The 20,329-nt window shown below is 42.5% G+C and carries 15 protein-coding genes; 4 read left to right on the top strand and 11 right to left on the bottom strand.

The annotated features are described in order from the left end of the window. Positions 1-191: 191 nt before the first annotated feature. Entirely contained in the window at positions 192-1,457 is a 1,266-nt protein-coding gene (locus tag NFHSH190041_RS08635) for a CAP domain-containing protein (RefSeq protein WP_261924822.1), read from the top strand. A 136-nt stretch (positions 1,458-1,593) separates the two neighbouring features. On the opposite strand, the gene NFHSH190041_RS08630 is transcribed toward NFHSH190041_RS08635, so the two are convergent. Continuing rightward, complete coding sequence (locus NFHSH190041_RS08630) at positions 1,594-2,682, bottom strand: ferredoxin--NADP reductase (protein WP_261924821.1); 1,089 nt, start codon at positions 2,680-2,682, stop codon at positions 1,594-1,596. Between the two features lie 19 nt (positions 2,683-2,701). Beyond that, positions 2,702-3,922 carry an acyl-CoA dehydrogenase family protein gene (locus NFHSH190041_RS08625; protein WP_261924820.1) on the bottom strand — a complete coding sequence of 407 codons (1,221 nt, stop codon included), beginning with the start codon at positions 3,920-3,922 and terminating at the stop codon, positions 2,702-2,704. 432 nt (positions 3,923-4,354) lie between these two features. Between NFHSH190041_RS08625 and NFHSH190041_RS08620 the strand changes: the two genes are divergently transcribed. Together NFHSH190041_RS08620 and NFHSH190041_RS08615 are read left to right on the top strand one after the other, a co-directional pair. Next, positions 4,355-5,389 carry a WD40/YVTN/BNR-like repeat-containing protein gene (locus NFHSH190041_RS08620; RefSeq protein WP_261924819.1) on the top strand — a complete coding sequence of 345 codons (1,035 nt, stop codon included), beginning with the start codon at positions 4,355-4,357 and terminating at the stop codon, positions 5,387-5,389. A gap of 16 nt (positions 5,390-5,405) precedes the next feature. After that, positions 5,406-7,850: an efflux RND transporter permease subunit gene (locus NFHSH190041_RS08615; protein WP_261924818.1), complete on the top strand. Its 2,445-nt coding sequence runs from the start codon at positions 5,406-5,408 to the stop codon at positions 7,848-7,850. Positions 7,851-8,262: 412 nt separating this feature from the next. Here NFHSH190041_RS08615 and NFHSH190041_RS08610 read toward each other — a convergent pair whose 3' ends face one another. Both NFHSH190041_RS08610 and NFHSH190041_RS08605 read right to left on the bottom strand, forming a co-directional pair. Then, positions 8,263-8,610 carry a hypothetical protein gene (locus NFHSH190041_RS08610; protein WP_261924817.1) on the bottom strand — a complete coding sequence of 116 codons (348 nt, stop codon included), beginning with the start codon at positions 8,608-8,610 and terminating at the stop codon, positions 8,263-8,265. Between the two features lie 301 nt (positions 8,611-8,911). Beyond that, complete coding sequence (locus NFHSH190041_RS08605) at positions 8,912-9,814, bottom strand: tetratricopeptide repeat protein (RefSeq protein WP_261924816.1); 903 nt, start codon at positions 9,812-9,814, stop codon at positions 8,912-8,914. A gap of 412 nt (positions 9,815-10,226) precedes the next feature. On the opposite strand from NFHSH190041_RS08605, the gene NFHSH190041_RS08600 reads away from it, so the two are divergent. Beyond that, positions 10,227-10,505, top strand: a complete 279-nt coding sequence (locus tag NFHSH190041_RS08600) for a hypothetical protein (RefSeq protein ID WP_261924815.1) — start codon at positions 10,227-10,229, stop codon at positions 10,503-10,505. Positions 10,506-10,650: 145 nt separating this feature from the next. Here the strand turns inward: NFHSH190041_RS08600 and NFHSH190041_RS08595 are convergent, their stop codons facing one another. The 7 genes from NFHSH190041_RS08595 to NFHSH190041_RS08565 all read right to left on the bottom strand — a co-directional run bounded on the left by NFHSH190041_RS08595 (position 10,651) and on the right by NFHSH190041_RS08565 (position 20,051). Continuing rightward, positions 10,651-11,667: an LLM class flavin-dependent oxidoreductase gene (locus NFHSH190041_RS08595; protein ID WP_261924814.1), complete on the bottom strand. Its 1,017-nt coding sequence runs from the start codon at positions 11,665-11,667 to the stop codon at positions 10,651-10,653. A 30-nt stretch (positions 11,668-11,697) separates the two neighbouring features. Further along, the gene (locus tag NFHSH190041_RS08590; protein ID WP_261924813.1) at positions 11,698-12,363 is read right to left on the bottom strand and encodes a glutathione S-transferase family protein; all 666 of its coding nucleotides are present in this window, start codon (positions 12,361-12,363) and stop codon (positions 11,698-11,700) included. 9 nt (positions 12,364-12,372) lie between these two features. Beyond that, positions 12,373-13,236, bottom strand: coding sequence for an NmrA family NAD(P)-binding protein (locus NFHSH190041_RS08585; protein WP_261924812.1), 864 nt, complete (start codon positions 13,234-13,236; stop codon positions 12,373-12,375). A gap of 701 nt (positions 13,237-13,937) precedes the next feature. Next, positions 13,938-14,990, bottom strand: coding sequence for a DUF4056 domain-containing protein (locus NFHSH190041_RS08580; RefSeq protein WP_261924811.1), 1,053 nt, complete (start codon positions 14,988-14,990; stop codon positions 13,938-13,940). 292 nt (positions 14,991-15,282) lie between these two features. After that, entirely contained in the window at positions 15,283-16,197 is a 915-nt protein-coding gene (locus tag NFHSH190041_RS08575) for a hypothetical protein (RefSeq protein WP_261924810.1), read from the bottom strand. A 255-nt stretch (positions 16,198-16,452) separates the two neighbouring features. Further along, a complete protein-coding gene (locus NFHSH190041_RS08570; protein WP_261924809.1) occupies positions 16,453-17,874 on the bottom strand; it encodes an MBL fold metallo-hydrolase RNA specificity domain-containing protein in 1,422 nt (473 codons plus the stop codon). Positions 17,875-18,203: 329 nt separating this feature from the next. Continuing rightward, positions 18,204-20,051, bottom strand: coding sequence for a cation:proton antiporter (locus NFHSH190041_RS08565; protein WP_261924808.1), 1,848 nt, complete (start codon positions 20,049-20,051; stop codon positions 18,204-18,206). Positions 20,052-20,329 lie beyond the last annotated feature (278 nt).

Here is a 20,329-nt window from a genome sequence, read left to right as displayed (position 1 = left end):
TCAGCATAAAAATCACACAATAATTGCAAGGGAATAAATGCCTCTCACGATTTACTTGGTGTTTTATTCTTCAAGCTATTTTTTTATAGGCAAAAAGTTAAATATCGCAATAATTATGTCGTATTTAGATAGAGCAAAACATTCTGAATATTCAGATAAAATTTAACAAAATAATTATTCCTTGAGAATTTATGAAAAAAATTGCTTTAATATTGTGCTGTATTTCTCTCGCAGGTTGTGATCAATCATCTACAACAGAAAACCATCAAACTAAAATAGAAACTGTTAAGCCAACTCAGAATCATCTAGAACATCTATTGATGGCATTCAAAGGGGTGGCAAATGGCGCCAATTTTAATCGTGGAAACCAAAATGCGATTCCATTACATCCGGAGCAACTTTATCCACTTTCCGGCGATTACAGTGAGCAAACTATACCTCGCCGTGGCCCGGTTACTGTATGGCTGAACGATACCCGTCTAGCCAATAACTGGCATTGTTACGCGGTAACCCATGAGACCCAAATCACTCGGGATGTCAACGGCATGACCGTAAATGGTGAGGTGCAGGAATATGCTTACCGTTTCAGTCACAGTGATTGTGGTGGTCCACAACTGGCTAAATACACGTTTGATAATGCATTAATCAATGATCAACTGCAGATTGCAAGTGGCACAATCAGTGTTTCCGAGCAAGGTCGCAGCCACCTGTTACTACAACAGGCCTTATTGCAGAGTCGATTTAACAATCAAAATACTGCCCTCTTTGGCCCAGCTTGGGCAGAGTTGCAAGCGCCATATCTGGCCCAAGCGATGCACGATGATGCAGATCTATTTGATTTTAATCCTGCAACTAATGTGGTCACAGTAAAAGCCACTACCACAACAGATGCCGTGATCCCTTATAGCTGTCTAAATAAGGACACTCTACTGGCAGGTCAAGCATTTGATGGTTCTACTGATAGCGGCATTGCATCAACTAACTGGTGCCGCATTGTGAATATTCCCCACGATACTGCGGACTCGCAAAAATATCAGGCCGTGATCGCCATGAACTGTGCCCGCTCCACCCCTCGTTGGTGTGATGCGGCTGGCGATATGTTTGCTGCCGGGATCTCCCCCGCTACCCATACTCTGGCTTGGAATGATGCACTCACCGTTGGCGCGCAGCGTAACTCTCAGGCGATGGAAGACCGACATAAACAAGGGCATTTTGTCGTAGAAAACTGGGCGCAAAATGCCTTCCGCATTCGGTTAAATAACGCCATTGACCCGATCTTTGGTTACACCCATCCCCGTGCCGATGGTCATATCAATAATGCCGGAGCCAACAGCTGGACCGGGCATGCCGGTCATTGTCAAAATGTCATGTCCCCAAGAATGCACAGTTTTGCAGTCACCTGGCTGCCACAAGAGGGTAGCCCGGTACGCAGTAACTGGACCGAAGATTTCCGTTAATCCCACCGGTTACCAGATAGCAGCGGGCGATTACTGACATCTGCTGTAAAAACAAAGCCGGAGATGACCCATACAAGTCATCTCCGGCTTTTTATCCTTATAACCACAGCCATCATGCCGTATCAAGGCATAAGCTTCAGGTATAACGCAATTTTACTTTTTCAGTGCGTGGCAATGCTTGGCAGCTTAAAGTCAGATTTTGCTGCAAGTCCCGCTCATCCAGCACATCATTATACTGTAATGCTACCTGCCCTTCTGTTACCTCACACATGCAAGATGCGCACATGCCACTGCGGCAAGAATAGGGTAACTCAACCCCGGCTTTTTCAGCCGCATCCAGTAAGGTTTCATCACCGCGCCAGACAATATGATGGACAGTGCCATCCAACTCCACCTCAGCAATGGCCTGGGTAATCTCAGTATTCACTTGTTTATCAGGTGCAAGTTCACTCGCCGGCGCAACGGCGGGGTCAGCGCGAGACTCGATATCACAAGCATCAATACTGTTTTTAGCTGTTGGTGCTGCCGGGGAGATAAAGCGCTCAATATAGATGTGGCTTTTATCCATCCCGAGTTGGTACAGCACAGTCTCCATTGCATCCATAAAGGCGCCTGGACCACAGATATAGGCCCTTTGCTGTTGCCAGTCAGACAGTGAACTTAATAATGCAGCACTGGGGACGCCGCTCAAACTGTCTAACAGGTGGATCACTTCCAACCGCTCGGGGAATGCTTGCACCAAAGCTTTAAGCTCCGCGGCAAAAATGACGGAACTTTCATCCCGGTTAGCATATAACAAGCGGATCTTGCCCGTGCCTGTATGTAGTACCGTTTGCAAAATGGAAAACACCGGCGTAATACCACTGCCACCGGCGCAGAGCAACAGATGTTCACTGCTATCACGCACCACAAATAACCCCGCAGGTTGCATTACCTGCAAGCGATCGCCGGGGCCGATATGATCACACAGATAATTAGATGCCCGACCACCAGCGACCCGTTTGATGGTTACCCTTAGCCCCTGCTCAAGCGCAGGGCTAGAGGACATAGAGTAACAGCGCAGCAATTCACCATCTTGGCCAGGCAGTTTAAAGGTTAAAAACTGCCCGCTTTTATATTGATACCGCTCTGCAAGTTCAGGGGGCACGGTCAAGACCAATGACGTGGCATCATGGGTCTCCGGGATCACCTGACTGACAACCAGGGCATGATATCTGGATGACATGCCATCTCCTTTTCAGTGATTAAACAAATGGATCCATATTGGGTAGCCCCAACATCACCGCACCATGGGCGCGCAGATAAGCATCGGTATTATTGGCAATATGACCGCGAGCCTGATTAATATCACGGAAAATCCGCTCAATGGGGTTCCCCCGATACAGCCCGGATGCTGCGCAAGCCCGCAGTAGATCATCCATACGCTGGGCACAGACCTTCGGCACCTGAGCCGACTGGGCACGCTGCAGTAAGCGCTCTTCCACTGTCATTGGGTCGTTATTGCGGATCGAATCAACAATGCGGGCATAATTGCGGATCAACACCAATTTCAGCTGATCGGCAGCCATCATGGCTTCTGTCACCGCCATCTGGGCATTCACATCCTCAGCCGTTTTACTGCCATGTTTTCCCACATGGGCGCCGGCTCGTTCTCGAAAAGCATCAATGGCACCGTCCAACGCGCCAATACAGGCCGATGATACCGCCCGCTGGAATACCTGAGTAAAAGGAATGCGGTACAACCAACCTGGATTAGTCGCTCGCCCAGGACAGCCGATATCTGAATGATTATTGGTACGCTGGGTGCGATGTTCCGGTACAAATGCATTATTCACCACAATATCGTGACTGCCGGTCCCCCGCAGGCCATGAACATCCCAGTTATGTTCAATGGTAAAATCCGATTTTGGCAGCAAGAAAGTGACATGCTCCAGCTCATCGCCATCAGCCTCTTTCGGCAACATGCCGCCTAAAAAGACCCATTGGCAATGCTCACAACCACTGGAAAATCCCCAGCGCCCCGAAAAACGATAACCACCATCCACTTTTTCTGCCCGGCCCACCGGCATATAAGTGGACGCAATCAAGGTGGCGTTATCATCGCTCCAGACATCCTGTTGAGCCTGCTCCGGAAACAGGGGCAATTGCCAGTTATGCACCCCGATCACCCCATAGATCCAAGCCGTCGACATACAGCCCCGCGCCAAGGTCATCTGGATACGATAAAACACTCTAGGATCTAACTCATACCCGCCCCAACGCTTGGGTTGCAGCACACGAAACAGGCCAGCAGCGGCAATTTCCTGTACCGAGATATCAGGTACGCGACCATCACGCTCAGTCTGTTCCGCCCGGGCTTTCAACGCTGGGATCAAGGCCTGAGCGGCAGCGATCAGCCCCAGCGCCTCTTCGGTCAGGTAATCTTCTGTTGCCGACAGGGCGACATTATCCAACTGTATTGCCATGTGAAATCTCCTTGCACCTTAGGCCAACGGCCGATGTGGTTTGCTGTCCCGAGAATTTCACAGCCCCCAGCGCCACTCATCGTTAATATGGACTAAACCCTGATGTTGTTAAGTGCTGTGATAGCTTGATTTGACGCGAGATTATTGCCTTAGACTTTGGTCGACCTGTCCATTTGGACGATGTGAGTCAAAGTGAGGGCGGAATAATGGCGAAAGTCCGCTATGCGGATAAAAAATAACAATAAATTGCCGATATCCTCGGCGATTATCAGCAACAAGGCTGCCATGGACAAACACCATTTCCGTGGCTAACAACCAGATCGATTACGCAGGGTAATGGGCTCAAGCACGTAACCGCTTCAGCTGATTGCTCGGCCTATTTGTCATTGACTGCCACGCTCCGGTACTGCCGGACAACACAGGGGAGGTGTTATGCGCACTATACTGGCTGTCGGAATTTCACTGCTTGTGGCATTGGCCGGCATATATGCTTTTTCGCCCCGCCACAGCGCGCCGCTGGCACCTAACCGAATTCCTGTCGATAACATGAATATCACCAGCTTGGCAGAAAGTAGCCAAGGGCTGGTTGCCGGCGGAGAGCTGGGCCATATTCTGCTATCGCAAGATCAAGGGCAAAGTTGGCAACCGGCGAAAATAGATAAACAGCGCTATGCCTTAATCACGGATATTCACTTTAGCGATGCCGAGCGCGGACTGGCTATCGGCCATGAAGGTTGGCTCCTAACCACTCAAGATGGCGGCCGGCACTGGCAAGAGGTCAGTTTTGGCAGTCAAGGCAGTACCCCTCTGCTGGCGTTGGCACAAATCTCTCCCGGTCACTGGCTGGCGACCGGCGCATTTGGGATGACGAAACACTCCAATGACAATGGCCAACAATGGCAAGATCTCACCCCACCGGGCCAAACTGACTGGCACCTTAATGCGGTGATCCCCTCAGCTGATCGGCAGCGTTGGCTGATTGCCGGTGAAGCCGGCACCCTGTTTCGCTCCGATGACAGTGCCACCAGCTGGCTGGAAATCGCCCCTTTTTATGACGGCTCATTTTATGGCGGGCTGCATCTAGGCGGCAGCCAATGGTTGATCTATGGGATGCGCGGCAATATTTTCCGCAGCCAGGATGATGGATTGAGCTGGCAGAAACTGGATTTTCATATTCCGGTATCGCTCTTTACCCACCAGCAACTGGCTGATGGCAGTTTGCTGCTGGCCGGACAAGGGGGATTTGTGCTGCAAAGTCATGACAATGGCGACAGTTTTACCATAGTACGCCGCGGGGGACGACTGGCAGTGACAGATATGCTGGTGAACCCGGATGGCACCTTGCTGCTAGCCAGTGATCGCGGCCTATTACAGGCCACACTGCCAAGCTCAGCAACCAGGGCGCAAACCGCCACAAAGATAACAACAACACCAGCAACCTCAATGGCCAATGCCACCACTGAATAACGCGCCCGGAGTTCTTATGTCACAATTTCATCCCAGCCGTACCCAAGTCTTGGTTGACCATATTGCCCGGCTATTGATCCAATGGCGTCGCCCCCTTGGCGCCCTGTTTTTTCTACTGACACTGTTATTTAGCTATACCGCATTGCAAACCCGCTTTGATCCGGGGTTTACCAAGCTTATCCCCATGAAGCATGAATATATGCAGGCATTTATGGAGCACAGTGCCAAATTTACCGGTGCAAACCGCATTATGGTCAGCCTGCAATGGAACGGCGAAGGCGATATTTATAATCCGGAATTTCTCGCCAGACTGCGCAGTGCCACCGATGAAGTGTTTTTTACCCCCGGAGTTAACCGCACCACAGTGCGCTCCCTATTCTCCCCTGAAGTGCGCTATCTGGAAGTGACCGAATTTGGCTTTATGGGTGATGTGGTGATCCCATCACGCTTTACCGCCGATAAAGCTGGGCTGGATAAAGTCCGCAGTAATGTGGCCAAATCTGGTCAGGTGGGAAATCTGGTGGCCAATGATCTGAAATCCGCCATGGTGCAGGCAGAGCTGCTTGATACTGACCCTCGCACCGGCGAAAAAACGGATTATGCCAAGGTTGCAGCCCACCTAGAAAAAATCCGCGCAGAGCTATCTGGCGCCGGGATTGAGATCCAGATTATCGGCTTTGCCAAAGTAATGGGCGATGTGATGGATGGCCTGATGACAGTGCTGCTGTTTTTTGTGGTGGCATTTGTCATCACTCTGCTACTGCTGTGGCATTACAGCCTGTCGATTAAACTGACATTGTTAGCCATTACGGTTGCGTTGCTGCCCGTTATTTGGCTGCTGGGTATATTGCCCCTGATAGGCTATGGCATTGACCCTATGTCGGTGCTGGTACCCTTTTTGATTTTCTCCATTGGCGTATCCCATGCGGTGCAGATGACCAATGCTTGGAAGCTTGATGTCCTGGCAGGTAACGGCCCTGAGCTGGCTGCGGCCAACGCCTTTCGTCGCCTGGCGATCCCCGGTACAGTCGCCCTGCTGGCCAATGCGCTGGGCTTTATGGTGATTATGGTGATCGATATTCCCATTGTGCATGAATTGGGGGTGACGGCCTGTCTTGGGGTCGCTTTGATGATCATCACCAATAAGATGTTTATGCCCATTATTCTCTCTCACCTGAAGCTGGAAAAAATGGCGCTGCGGCGGGATGAGCATAGCGAGGATGAAGGCGGCGGCCGTGAGAAACGTCATTCACTCTGGTGGGCCGTGTCGGCGCTGGCAACACCCAAACCGGCCAAGATCAGTGTACTGGTGATGATAGTGCTACTGGGACTGGGCACTTGGCAGTCCCGTTCATTGCTGACCGGAGATGTGGGAACCGGGGTGCCTGAGCTCAGGGATGATTCGCGTTATAACCGCGATAATGACACGATTGTGGCTAATTACTCCATCGGTATGGATGTGCTGGCGGTCTATCTGGAAACCCGTAACCGGGAGGAAGCCTGCCTTGATTGGCAAATAATGAACGCTGTGGATAGGTTTGATTTTTATATGCGCGGCGTGGACGGTGTGCGTTCCATCACTACCACAGCGGGCACCGCCAAGCTGTATGTCTCTGGCAATAATGAAGGCAACCCTAACTGGCGCACCCTGCAGCGCAGTGAAAGTGCCCTGCTGGCGGGTTCCCATGCGGCGCAGCCATCATTGGGGCTGAATGACAATGGCTGCCAGACCATTAATATGATGGTGTACTTAGAGGATCATCAAGATGCCACCCTCAAGCATGTGGAGCAGCAAATCCGCCGCTTTATCGATAATGAATCTCTGCCTGATGCCCAGTTCCGTTTGCTGGGTGGCAATGCTGGCGTCGCCGCGGCCACAAATCAGGCCGTAGAAAAAGCCGAAGCCCAGATGTTGATCTCTATTTTTGGCGCCATCAGTTTATTATGCTGGCTTACTTTCCGCTCGATGAAAGCAGTGCTGTGCGTGATTTTACCTCTGATGTTAGTTTGTATTTTATGTAATGCCTTAATGGCATTGCTCGGCATTGGCTTGAAAGTAGCTACCCTGCCGGTTATCGCTCTGGGAGTTGGCGTCGGGGTGGATTATGGTATTTATATCTATGAACGGATGCAGCATGCGCTTAACCGACACACGCCCCTACGTGAAGCCTTCTATGATGCCATGCGTAGCCGGGGCACTGCTGCGGTATTTACGGCAGTGACTATGTCCATTGGTGTCGGGACCTGGGCCTTTTCTGCGCTGAAGTTTCAGGCCGATATGGGCATTTTGTTGGCCTTTATGTTCTTGGTCAATGTGCTTGGTGCCATCTTCTTGCTACCTGCATTAGCCTGCTTACTAGGCGCAGGCGCAGTCAAACTCAGCCCACCGGCAACAAATGCCGCTGAGTCAACAGCACCGACTATATCAACGGCGAATACCTCAGGCCAAGCGGGACATTAACATCAATTTTGATTGGGTATTTACCCTCCCCTGCCGGTTAAACGGCAGGGGAGGACGGGGTTAAACTGATTTTACCTCGATAGCGATTATTCCCCAAAGTGCCCCTAAACTACAAAATGTGGCTGTCACTGTAGTTAATGAACATATAGGTATGATCAACATAGGCGGTATTGATTATCAAATTATGCAATCTACCCCTGAACTCTACGTTATTAAAAGCGTAACTGAAAACTTGCCATCATTATTATTGAAAAACCAAGATCAGGCGCAAGATTTTTATCACACTTGGCTAGATCATAATAAATAAATTCAATAGTTAAAATCTGATCTGACAGTTATCACTTTAACGTGGTTTCTGTCAGATCATTTTTATACAATCTTGCATCAGTCAAATTTATTTTCTTATCCGCTCTTAATTCATTATTGCATAAATAGCTAACTTATCATAATCGTCATTTAAAATGAGGTAATACTTCTTCGCTAATTTTTTTAAACACTGATAATTATCTTGATATGACATACCATTGGCTAACCATAAAGCAAACTCACTAACACCTTGATCATTATATTGTTGTAACTGTTCAATAACTTCAGTGGCGCTGCCTATCAATAAGTTTTTTTCTAATTGCTCAGGTGAAAACATTTCATTTTTTATAATTTCCCCTTGCAAATTGCCATAAGAAACCGGATTACTTTGATTAAACCATGCGAAAAACTCATGATAAAATTGGCTATCTACTTTATGGATAAAATCATTCACTAAATATAGGGTAATTAATAAAATTGAAATTCACTACCAAATGACGAAAATAGCTGCATTCAATTATATTTCGATGTTTACACCCCAAAATAATAGCATCACGCCAATGTCCCAATGTTTTGTTTTCACCGTTATAGTATGAACATCAGCCTTTTGAAATCGTTTAGTGCAGTAGTATTAATAATAACGTTGGTGAAAGTATGCATAATGGAAGATTGATTTAGACTAAAATTTTACCCAAAAAGCAATCTTACAGTCACGATTAAAAATCGGGTAACTGTCAGATCTGAACTACTGTAATTTATTTTTCATCATTAAGAAGATTTTCACAACAATTTTTGTAATCAGTGTCATAACACTGTTGAACTAAATTATCCGCTCTCTTTATCTGTTCAGATGATAATTTATTCTTGATATCCTCTACAATATAACCACCAATTTTATACCACATATATGAGTATATATAACTTTGTTTTACTCCTTTACCTTCTCGATATAAGTAAGCAAGTTTTCTAATGGCGTAATTATTTTCTTGTATAGCTGATTTGTAGTACCATTTTGCGGCTAAACTATAATTTACAGGTACATTTATTCCAGAAAAATACATATCTCCCATATTATTTTGAGCATCAGAATTGCCGTTTTTAGCAGCTAAAATTTGCCATTTCAATGCTTTTTTTTCATTGATTTTTTGACCATAATCCCCTGTTATATATATTTTGTAAAGTAAATACTGAGAATCACTATTGTCTTGTTTTGCTGATTTCTTTAGATAAGAAATACCTTTAGTAAAATTTTTATGGTAGCCATATTCTTCAGATCCATATAAATAAAAGTTCGCTATAATATTCTGAGCATCATCACTACCGTTATCAGCTGCTTTTTGATATAACTCAACTCCCTTTTCGTGATTTAATGTTACCCCTTGTGCATGATTGTACATCATGCCTAAAAGAAATTGACTATGAGAGTCATTATTGTTGGATGCAATCAAAGCCCATTTTTTTGCCTTTTCATAATTAGAGTTTTTATAATATAAAAATGCTAATTTACTTTGCGCCTTAACATCGCCTTGTTGCGCACTGATGGCATAGGAGTTAATAAGCCCTTCATTATTATCAACATTACCCGCATTAGCGTAGCTTGAGATTAATGCCAGTATGAAAATTTTTTGAAAAAACATTATTTTTTTTAATAATCTCATCTTTATCTTGCCATTTTACTGCTGCATATTTATCAATTAAAAATACTACAATTGTGTTTTTATTTCTATATTGCGTTGTAGAACAAATCACGCTATGAAACTTAGTTGTAACAAGGACTTCAGCTACTTTATAAGATTATCTCGCAAACAGTCACACCAAGTTTGATGACTTTATTTAATACTTTTACGTCAGTTAGTGCGCCGGTGACGTCATGTCATATATACTCAGTTTGGCGCTACTAAGTTGCTTTTAATCACGATTAAAAAATGGTGGTATACCGCATGATGATTTATTTTATATGTCAGAAGGTTTAGGGTTTGCATAGTCAGTTGATGGCGATATTCATCCATATTCCAAATATAAAATAGATGCTAATCTAAATGGTTCCCAGTCATTCAGCTAAAGACAAATGTGTTTGCTGGAAAACCCTTTTATCAGCTAGTGGATACTAATCGAAAAGATCAGGTTTCGAAATGGAAAAGTACACCAAAATTACAGAATGTGGCTGTCACTGTTGTTAATGAAAATACAGGTATGATTAACATAGGCGGTATTGATTATCAAATTATGCAATCTACCCCTGAATTCTACGTTATTAAAAGCGTAACTGAAAACTTGCCATCATTATTATTGAAAAACCAAGATCAGGCGCAAGCTTTTTATCACACTTGGCTAGATCATAATAAATAAATTCAATAGTTAAAATCTGATCTGACAGTTATCACTTTAGCATGGTTTCTGTCAGATCATTTTTATACAATCTTGCATCAGCCAAATTTATTTTCTTATCTGCTCTTAATTCATTATTTCATGAGTAGCTAACTTATCATAATCGTCATTTAAAATGAGGTAATACCTCTTCGCTAAATTGTTTTAAACACTGATAATTATCTTGATATGACATACCATTGGCTAACCATAAAGCAAACTCACTAACACCTTGATCATTATATTGTTGTAACTGTTCAACAACTTCAGTAGCACTGCCTATCAATAAGTTTTTTTCTAATTGCTCAGGTGAAAACATTTCATTTTTTATAATTTCCCCTTGCAAATTACCATAAGAAACCGGATTACTTTGATTAAACCATGCGAAAAACTCATGATAAAATTGACTAAATTGCTTTAAAACGGTTTCTTTATGTCGTCTATCCCGAGTGATAAATACATGTCGTAAGAGTAATAATTTAGCTGGTTTTCTATATTGATGCTTTGCTTTATGAAATATATCAATACACTCATTTACCTTTTCTTCTCCAAACCACAAAGGAGTCATTTGCACATGACAATCATTTGCAATGGCAAAATCTACTGTTGCAGGACTCTGTGCAGCTATCCATAGCGGCGGATGATTTAATTGACGGTGAGGAATCGCCGAGGTTTCAGGAAATTGCCAATACTTGCCTTGATGAGCATAGTTCCCTCGCCATAAACCTTTTATCACCTCCACACTCTCACGCAACATTTCGCCAGCAATATCACTCGTTAATCCAGACATTAGCCTCTGGTATTCATAGGTAAAAGCACCTTTCGATAATCCGATATCCAACCTACCATTACAGGCTAAATCAACATAAGCAATTTCTTCCGCTAATCTGAGCGGATGCCACAGAGGTGCTATCAACGTTGCAGTGCCCAACCGTATCGATGTCGTTCGATGGGCAATATCCATCAAACTCAACAGCGGATTGGGGGTGATTGCAAAGTTCATAGCATGATGCTCACCAGTCCATATTTGATGAAATCCGGCTCGATCAGCCATAACACATAACTCAATAAATTGATGATAAGCCTGTTCATAAGACGTGTTATGCTGATTTTTTTCTGTATGTAAACATAATGATATTTTCATCTTGCCTCTCCAGCACTCGACATAAACGCCTTAACTATGATTTTTTATATTAAGATAATTATATACATCTAGTCCAACACGGGTCTTAGGTCTATTACAACAACGGTCAACCCAACCATTAATAGCTGGATAATTATTCATATCAATCACTTTATCTACATGATAAAAGTTAATTATCCAAATGACCCAGGGAAAGATTGCAATATCCGCAATAGAATATTGTTCATCAATAAGGAATGTTTTCCCGTTCAATTGCTGCTCTATATAATTTAATATTGTTGTTATTTCATTAAGATACCGATTTACAGGATATGGGTCCTGCACTTTATGTTTCGCATATGTGGAAAAATGACCATAAGCACCAAACATAGGACCGATGGTAGCGGCTTGATAAAATAACCATTCAATTGTTTTTTGCCTTAGATGATAATCACTGGAGATTAGGCTGTGATATTTATCGGCAAGATATAATAAGATAGCGCAAGACTCACTTAATACAATTTCTGGTTTAACTGAATAATCCGCTAATAGCGGTATTTTATGTCTCTCATTTAACTTAGAAAACTTATCATCATATTGTTCTCCAATAGTAATATCCACTGTATTAAGATTATATGCAACATCCATTTCTGCTAATGCCACTGTTATTTTAATACCATTTGGCGAGCCAAATGTGTATAAATCTAATGTTTCCATAAAACATCCTTAATATACTAAGTTACTGTTGCACAAATTTTCTATATAATTCTCAATCGTGTTCAAGTCTCTTCCGAGTATATTTTTTAAATCATTGCTATTAATGTCATAATTATCATTTTCGATATCAAAGGTATTCGCGGCTATGGCATTAGATAAGTAATTTGGCATTCCAGATTGAGATAGTGCCACCTCATAATCTTGTTCAGTAATTGGTCTATAAATGATAACTTTTCCTGATTTATGAGAAATACAATTTACAATATCTTGCAATGAATAACTCTTATCAGATGAAAACAAATAAGACCTCTGCTGCCATTGAGGGTTAAGTGCAATCTTGGCAAGGCCAGCGGCAACATCATCTTTAGTAATGAAACTGATCTTCCCTTTCTTTGCCGCATCAATATAAATCCCTGTCTGTAGACTATTGATTAAAGCACTTGATAAATTATCTAAATACCAATTACATCTAGCAATCGTATGACTGATACCTGATTGCAGCAAATATGATTCAGTATCAATGTGTTGTCTTGTAAAGGAAAAACGAGATTCGAGTGCAAGGACAGTGACAAAACTTAAATAAATGATATGAGATACACCGGCAATGTTGGCAGCATCAATGATATTTCGATGTTGCAGAATACGTTCTGTTGTATCACAGTTCCCTGAAATAAAAATCAATGTATCCACATCTACAAGTGCTTTGACCATAACTTGAATATTATTATAATCAAAGTATTTTATATTCTCACAAGGTATCCCTTGATACTTATCAGGATAACGAACACCCGCAGCAAATAGTTTATTTTCATTTGATAAAATTTTGATAATCTTTTGCCCAACATCTCCACTTGCACCAGTAACAAAAATCATATTAATTCCTAAATTTATAATTTAATTGATTTATTTAACGTGATAATTCTATAGATATTGATACCTATACAGATAAAATTCATTACAAATACTGGCCATGAAATAATAATCAAACCATAGATTGCATATAACGAACAACCAAGTAAATTAACGTATCTAAGAGTTTTTATATCTTTCATTATTAATGAAATTATAATTAGCCCAGAAGCAATATAACCTAAAAATGCAACTTCCATTCTATTGTCCTAGTTAAAAACAGTACTAGAAGTTTAATCACTGATGATTTAATGAGAAGACGTTATTTATCACATTACTTTTGCATATTTTGCAAAGATAAAGCTAAAAAACATTTATTGAGTCAAATTAACACAGCAATAGAATCTATTTTATTGATAATTTACAATAAATTACAAGGATATTGACTTTTATATATTCAATAAGACACTAGACAAAACATTGCGCAAACGTCACAAAATATTGCTATATTTTATCTAGATTTCTCATACTAGCGAGTATCACTGCATGACTGCCCGTTGATAAAATTGAATATCATGCTTTTATGGGATCGCATTAGTCCTAATAATTTATTAGAAAATATAGATAATTACCTAAGCGATAATTCAGATAAAAAGTGAAACACTCATGGTCTAATTCGTCAGTGTCCATCGCATCTTAATTAAACCTTACAGGATCAATTATTATCACTTACTGTCTATATTAACTCGCTGAAAAGTATCTTGATCACGAGCAAAATCAGCCAAGTCCTGAAAATCTTTATCGCGCCAATAGGGACGTTTTTTCAAACTATCAGGTAACAGGTTAAATGCCTTTTCATTATCAGCAGGTAATAATCGTAATTCAGCCTGTTGACTGTTATCTAACCGCATCTGTAAAGGGATCGCTGCACTATGGGGAGACAAGCTCAAAGATAAATCATAATCTCGCTTATGTAATATCCATTTATCCGGCAGGCGTTTTTTACTGTCCCACCAGTGTCCATCTAGAGATTTAATGTACTGTCTTGTTATCGCTTTACTTTGTACTTCCAACAATATCAAGGTTTGAGCAAAATGCTGCTCAAAAACTTGGCTAAACGCCTGTACATCCAAAGATGGTTCCAATGCCAACACCTGCATCGCTAATCTAGCGCCTAACATATTGGAGTAAAGATCTTCTGGTGAAAAAGCTGAGGAAAATTCAGACCAACCGGCTACGGATATCAAACCAAACCACTGTGCAATTTCATGCCACTGCGCCAGTTTAAACGCTATCAATCCAGCAATTTTAATACCTTGCTGTTGTTTGCTAACGTCATCTAAAACTTTGTTAGTGCCATACAGGACGACTTGGCGCTGCCTCAATTCATCTGACAGCATCAGGCTGTGATCTTCTCCAATATAAGGCCAAAGTTTCTGATAAAGGTAATAGGTATAATCCGCGGTATCTCTAACATGGGCTGAATCAATAAAGCCACCGAGTCGGGTATAGAGCAAACCATTATTTTCATCTGACATACCCAATAAATGGCCAATCACACCTAAGTCGCCGTTATTATATCGATGATGCCCGAGCTCATCGATAGACAACACATTATTCAAAGAGAAGAAAGGAACCGGCAACCGCCCGATTGCAACTGTCAGATCGACCCCGAATGCGCAACAAGGTCTTATCCCAGTAGGGGGTTCAATTGCCAGAGCAAGATGCATATTCCCAGCTAAAATGGCAATACTCAATAGATGGGTAAACTTTATCATTATTCACACTTGCTCTATTGAGAATAGAAAAGCAGCTGTTATGATCAGCTGCAGCTATATGCTATTCTCATAAATAACACCATATTTACACTTAATAACGACAAAGGTAAAACAAATAATCACTTTTCGCAACAAGAAAACAGCTTTCCCTTGATACTTAAAAATTATTTGCTGTATTTCAATTGATTAGCTCTTATCTAGGAGATTAGCTTTCATCATCTGAAACTCAACGGTCAGTATCAAATTACTCAGCTTCACACTCTCCCTATATACAACAAGCTAAATAAATCCCTCAAAAACGGTATTCTAATGACAACATGGCGTTTTTCCGCCCGCTAAACCCCATCTCGCCAATGATAGAAAAACTATCAAACATTTGATATTGGAGCCCGACAAGTGTATTCCAGGGGCTAGATAGTTGCTGCTCAACATTAAAACGTCCCTCTCCTTCACCATCAACCATTTTTAATATCGCATCCAATTGCGGCGGTAAAGCTAATTTATGGATATAGCCAGTTAAATTCTGATCCACGTGTTGGTACATTCCCCCTAGCCAAATCTTAAGAGGTAAACCTTGATCAGCAAAGTCATACCCTAACTTAGGAGACACTACAAACGCATCAATATTACCGTCGAGCACGGTCAAATTGGTACGGGTAATACTGGCATCAATCATGGCAAACCAATTACCTCGACTGCCAACCAATACCAATCCACCACCATAGAGATAACCATCCAAATCAAGTTTGAAATCAAACGGTGCCATAGGTGATTCAATTGGTGGCATAGGAGGAATATGAATCTTTTGGATAGTAACTAGCGTGTCAGAATCTCCGGTCACTTTGCCCCCTAAGGCATACAAATTTAAAAAAGGCAGTAACCACACATCAGCCCGAAACGTATTGAGCCAATTTTTCTGGCTACCCGGTGCGGCATGTATTTTAAAGGCATCATTTTCAAGTGGTTGCGGCCCCAGTGCCAAATTAGAAAAACCCACTTTATCTATTATGATATCTTGCTCAATCCGCATACTGCCAATACTGATACCAAAAGGTTTAGGGACAATATAACCTTGCTCTCTGGCTTCATCCGCAAGCAAAGGTAATTCAACGGCCATCACATTTGAAGAAGACATTCCGGCTAAATAGAGTAGAAAAATAATAGTATTCGTAAAATACTTTACTTTTGTTGTCATGCGCTCTCCCATGATTTTTATGTCGTGCTAAGGAACATACCTTAAAAAATCGATTGGGTTGTATACCATTTTAGACACAAGTATATTTTTTCAATATATGATTACCCATCTTATTATTACTTTTACTCTACCAAATAACTTAAATACTTCTTTCATGCGCTCTATCTTTAACAATAAAAACCCTAAATTTTAAATTCATTATTAATTCTTATTTTAATCATAACAATCTATTCTAAGATGTATATTTTAAATAAGTCAGTTCAAACATTACTCATTATTACCTATTGTCACATTTGTCTCGGGTAATAATTGGCGAAATTTATTTTTGAGTGCTTGTTTCGCCTCACTATCGCCATGAACAATAATAATACTACTTGGCTTATGACGTATCCCTTTAACAAAACTTAATAAATCCTTCTGATCAGCATGGGCTGAATATCCACTAATACTATGTATCCCAGCTTTAATATCAATTCTTTTATCATCCAGATACACATACCCACCTTGAGGGCCATAAAATTGTATGTCACGGCCAAGTGTCCCTTGTGCCTGATAACCAACAAAAATAACATCAGCTGATTTATCAGATAAAAATTGTTTTAAATAATTAACAATGCGACCACCGGCACACATTCCACTGGCTGCTATCACTATGGCGGGTTTATTTCTATTAGACAAATAATTAACCACAGACAAGTGCTGTTGATGGGTGTCTATGGTAAAAAGCTGATCAAAATCCAGAGGATGACGTTGTTGGGTTATCTTTTGGCGTGCCTCACTATCCCACAGTTTTTTAAACTGTTGATAGTACTTAGTAAAGTTAGCGGCCATCGGAGAGTCAACAATAATTTCAATCTGTTTCCATATATTATCATACTGATTTTTATAGATAATATTTTCTAGCTCATAGAGTAATTCCTGTGTTCGCCCAATGCTAAATGCTGGGATCAATACAACCCCATTATCACTGACAGCCTTTTCAATTACCTGTTGAAGCTGTTTACTTCTTTGCCGACGCCCTTGATGAATTTTATCCCCATAAGTGGACTCAATAACTAACGTATCTGCGCTATAGGGACTCTTAGGAGATGCCAGCAAGGGAGTATAACTGGCTCCAAGATCTCCTGAAAATACAACCCTATGGTTATTGGGGCGTTTACCTAAATCTATTTCAACATAAGCTGAACCTAGAATATGCCCTGCAGGTTTGAATTTTACCCGCGCTTGAGCATATTCATCTGCAGACAATTCAGGATATTCTCCATTTCTCTCGTTGACTAAAGATAACGAAAACCATTGCCCATATGCTATCGGTATCAAAAGCTGTTTTAACTTGGTCATCACGCCAGCAATAAGGCTTTTATTGCGAGTAACACCAACTTTAAGTGCATCTTCGATCACCATTGGCAACAGCGCGACTGTAGCCGTTGTCGCATAAATTGGCTTGTTAAATCCCGCGGCAAGTAGATAAGGGAGGCGACCAACATGATCAATATAGCAGTGAGTAATAATGAGCGCCTGAACCGTGTCAATTTCAAATTTTATTGGCAGTGGATTATTGTCGTTATTACCCGCTTCATCGCCTTGAAACAGCCCGCAATCAACCAAAATACTGTTATTGGCATTGATAAATAACTGATGACAGGAGCCCGTAACCCCTTGGACAGCACCGTGATGGATTATTTTCATAAAAATCCTTTTTACATGTGTTAACGAATAACTCGCTAAAAGCGCAAATTAATTTCTCTCCCATCAGGTAAGGCAGTATTTAAGCACTGAATGTCGCAGCCCTTGAGCTATCACCATCATGCTCAAGGGCAGTCTATCAAAAGACGAGGAAATCACCACCACATAGAAATAGTGTCGTCGCAGCAACAAAAAACCGGAGACATTAAATTCCCCGGTTTTAAAGCTAACGGATAACATCGAGATACTCAGCTTGAAATAGTATCAACGCGAGCGCTGTCACAGGCCAGAGGCTGGTTATTCATTAACTATGCTATCGATTAACTGTGCTATTAATTAGCTATGTCATCGGATATTACTGAACCTAAGGGTTCGTCTGATACACTCGCTTCCCTGTCGGCATCTGTGGCCGGGATCAAGCTAATCAAGTCATATTCACCTGCAGGTAATGAAGCTCCAGACGTCATCACGCTTAACTTGCCTTCCTGTATCACCGCCAGTATTAAGGCATCATCACCATAGCGTTGTCTAAAGTCTTGCATGCTAAAGCTTGTGGTGATCTGGGTACTTTTTACCGCGGCGCCCTTAGCCATTAAACTGGCCAGTTTTGCATAAGAAATACCCGGCGCAAATAGGCACAAACTCCGCAAATACGCCTCTGACAGCTGTAATCTTGCACTACGTACATCAATATTATTTAAACCATAAACTTTGTCATCACCAAACACTTCCTGATAATAGAAATTTACCAGTGGGTTAAGTTTACGGTAAGGAGACATCACCAATACTCGACCAATATCAGTTAAATCCAAATGGTTTTCCGCATGCTCGGAAGCCGGATTACCGAAATAGACAGGAATATTTTCCATGCGTGCTAAACGGATATTATTCCAGTTAGTATCGGCCAATAGCACCCGAATACCACGCTGATTAAGCAATTTTGCTAACGCCCGGGGAAAAGCTGATGCGCCAAAAATTAATAACCCTTGGGGTGAGTTCATCTGCACCCCCAAAAATTTAGCCCAGCGTGATGCCGTTAAGCTCTGAATAACCACTGTGCCGATAATCACGGCAAACACCAAAGGTACAATAAGATCGGCACCCGGCACGCCTTTATCCTGCAATTTAATGGCAAACAGTGATGACACGGCGGCGGCAACAATCCCCCTTGGTGACATCCAACTGAGAAACCATTTTTCTTTACAACTTAACCGGGTACCAATACCGCTTATCCAAACACTCAGAGGCCGGGCAATAAATAGTACCACCAGCAGTACCCCGATACCGCCCCACCCCAAACTTAGCAAGGCATGGGAATCCAGACGGGCCGCCAGCAAAATAAACAGAGCCGAAATCATCAGCACTGTCAGCGTTTCTTTAAATTCAATAATGTCGGAAATATCCAGTCCGCGCATATTCGCCAACCAAATACCCATCACTGTCACAGTCAGCAAACCTGACTCTTCCTCTACGGCATTAGAAAAGACAAATACGCCCAGCATCAATGTCAGCACTGCGGTATTGCGCAAATAATGGGGGATCAGCCGGCGATGCAATACCTGCCCCATCAGCCACCCGGCTAAACATCCCAGCCCTAATCCAACTAATAGGGTTAACCCCAATGCTTGCAACACATGGGTAGCGGGATCATTCACTGCCACCCAATACTCATATACCAGTACCGCCAGCAGCGCCCCAATGGGATCAATCACTATCCCTTCCCAACGTAAAATACTGCCAAGATTGGCCGCAGGGCGGATACTGCGCACCATGGGCACAATAACCGTCGGACCGGTGACCACGACCAAGGCACCAAATAGCATTGCGAGCCCCGGCGCAAACCCCATTAACAGATAACATGCCAATGATATGGTGACCCAAGTGACCAACATTCCGATGGTGACTAGGTGCACCACCATCTGGCCATGATCGCGGATCTCTTTGAAATTCAGGGTTAAAGCCCCTTCAAATAAGATGATGGCAACCCCAAGCGAAATAATGGGAAATAATAATTCCCCAAACAACGCATCCGGGTTTAATAACCCAAGTCCAGGCCCTACAGCCAAGCCGCAGACTAATAAGGGCAAAATGGCTGGTAGGTGCGTTTTCCACCCCAACCATTGACAGAATATTGACAACACCCCCACCAGGGCCAGCATCGCAGTTAACTGCTCTACCATGAAATAAATCCTTGTTTACGATCTGAGTTATTTTTAATCAACGCGTGAAAAATAACCGACAAATGTTTTTAATCCATTGATCTTAAACATTAAACAAAGTAAACACCCATGAAAATAAATTAAGAAAAACCGCAAGCTTATTGCTTTTTTAACAAGTTAAACCATTAGCAGATAGACAAGCAAAATTCCGTGGCTAAATTGCAACAGTGTACATACCGGCTAGCAATGCTATGGCATGTGCTGTAACAGCTTAATATGGCCTTGGCCGTTGCCATCAG

This window comes from Shewanella sp. NFH-SH190041, assembly GCF_024363255.1.
GTDB lineage: Bacteria > Pseudomonadota > Gammaproteobacteria > Enterobacterales > Shewanellaceae > Shewanella.
This window is presented reverse-complemented; position numbering and strand designations above follow the sequence as displayed.

Bases quoted from the DNA above. Each gene is read 5' to 3' on its own strand.
- NFHSH190041_RS08635 (WP_261924822.1), top strand. From the start codon at position 192: ATGAAAAAAATTGCTTTAATATTGTGCTGTATTTCTCTCGCAGGTTGT.
- NFHSH190041_RS08630 (WP_261924821.1), bottom strand. From the start codon at position 2,682: ATGTCATCCAGATATCATGCCCTGGTTGTCAGTCAGGTGATCCCGGAG.
- NFHSH190041_RS08625 (WP_261924820.1), bottom strand. From the start codon at position 3,922: ATGGCAATACAGTTGGATAATGTCGCCCTGTCGGCAACAGAAGATTAC.
- NFHSH190041_RS08620 (WP_261924819.1), top strand. From the start codon at position 4,355: ATGCGCACTATACTGGCTGTCGGAATTTCACTGCTTGTGGCATTGGCC.
- NFHSH190041_RS08615 (WP_261924818.1), top strand. From the start codon at position 5,406: ATGTCACAATTTCATCCCAGCCGTACCCAAGTCTTGGTTGACCATATT.
- NFHSH190041_RS08605 (WP_261924816.1), bottom strand. From the start codon at position 9,814: ATGAGATTATTAAAAAAAATAATGTTTTTTCAAAAAATTTTCATACTG.
- NFHSH190041_RS08595 (WP_261924814.1), bottom strand. From the start codon at position 11,667: ATGAAAATATCATTATGTTTACATACAGAAAAAAATCAGCATAACACG.
- NFHSH190041_RS08590 (WP_261924813.1), bottom strand. From the start codon at position 12,363: ATGGAAACATTAGATTTATACACATTTGGCTCGCCAAATGGTATTAAA.
- NFHSH190041_RS08585 (WP_261924812.1), bottom strand. From the start codon at position 13,236: ATGATTTTTGTTACTGGTGCAAGTGGAGATGTTGGGCAAAAGATTATC.
- NFHSH190041_RS08580 (WP_261924811.1), bottom strand. From the start codon at position 14,990: ATGATAAAGTTTACCCATCTATTGAGTATTGCCATTTTAGCTGGGAAT.
- NFHSH190041_RS08575 (WP_261924810.1), bottom strand. From the start codon at position 16,197: ATGGGAGAGCGCATGACAACAAAAGTAAAGTATTTTACGAATACTATT.
- NFHSH190041_RS08570 (WP_261924809.1), bottom strand. From the start codon at position 17,874: ATGAAAATAATCCATCACGGTGCTGTCCAAGGGGTTACGGGCTCCTGT.
- NFHSH190041_RS08565 (WP_261924808.1), bottom strand. From the start codon at position 20,051: ATGGTAGAGCAGTTAACTGCGATGCTGGCCCTGGTGGGGGTGTTGTCA.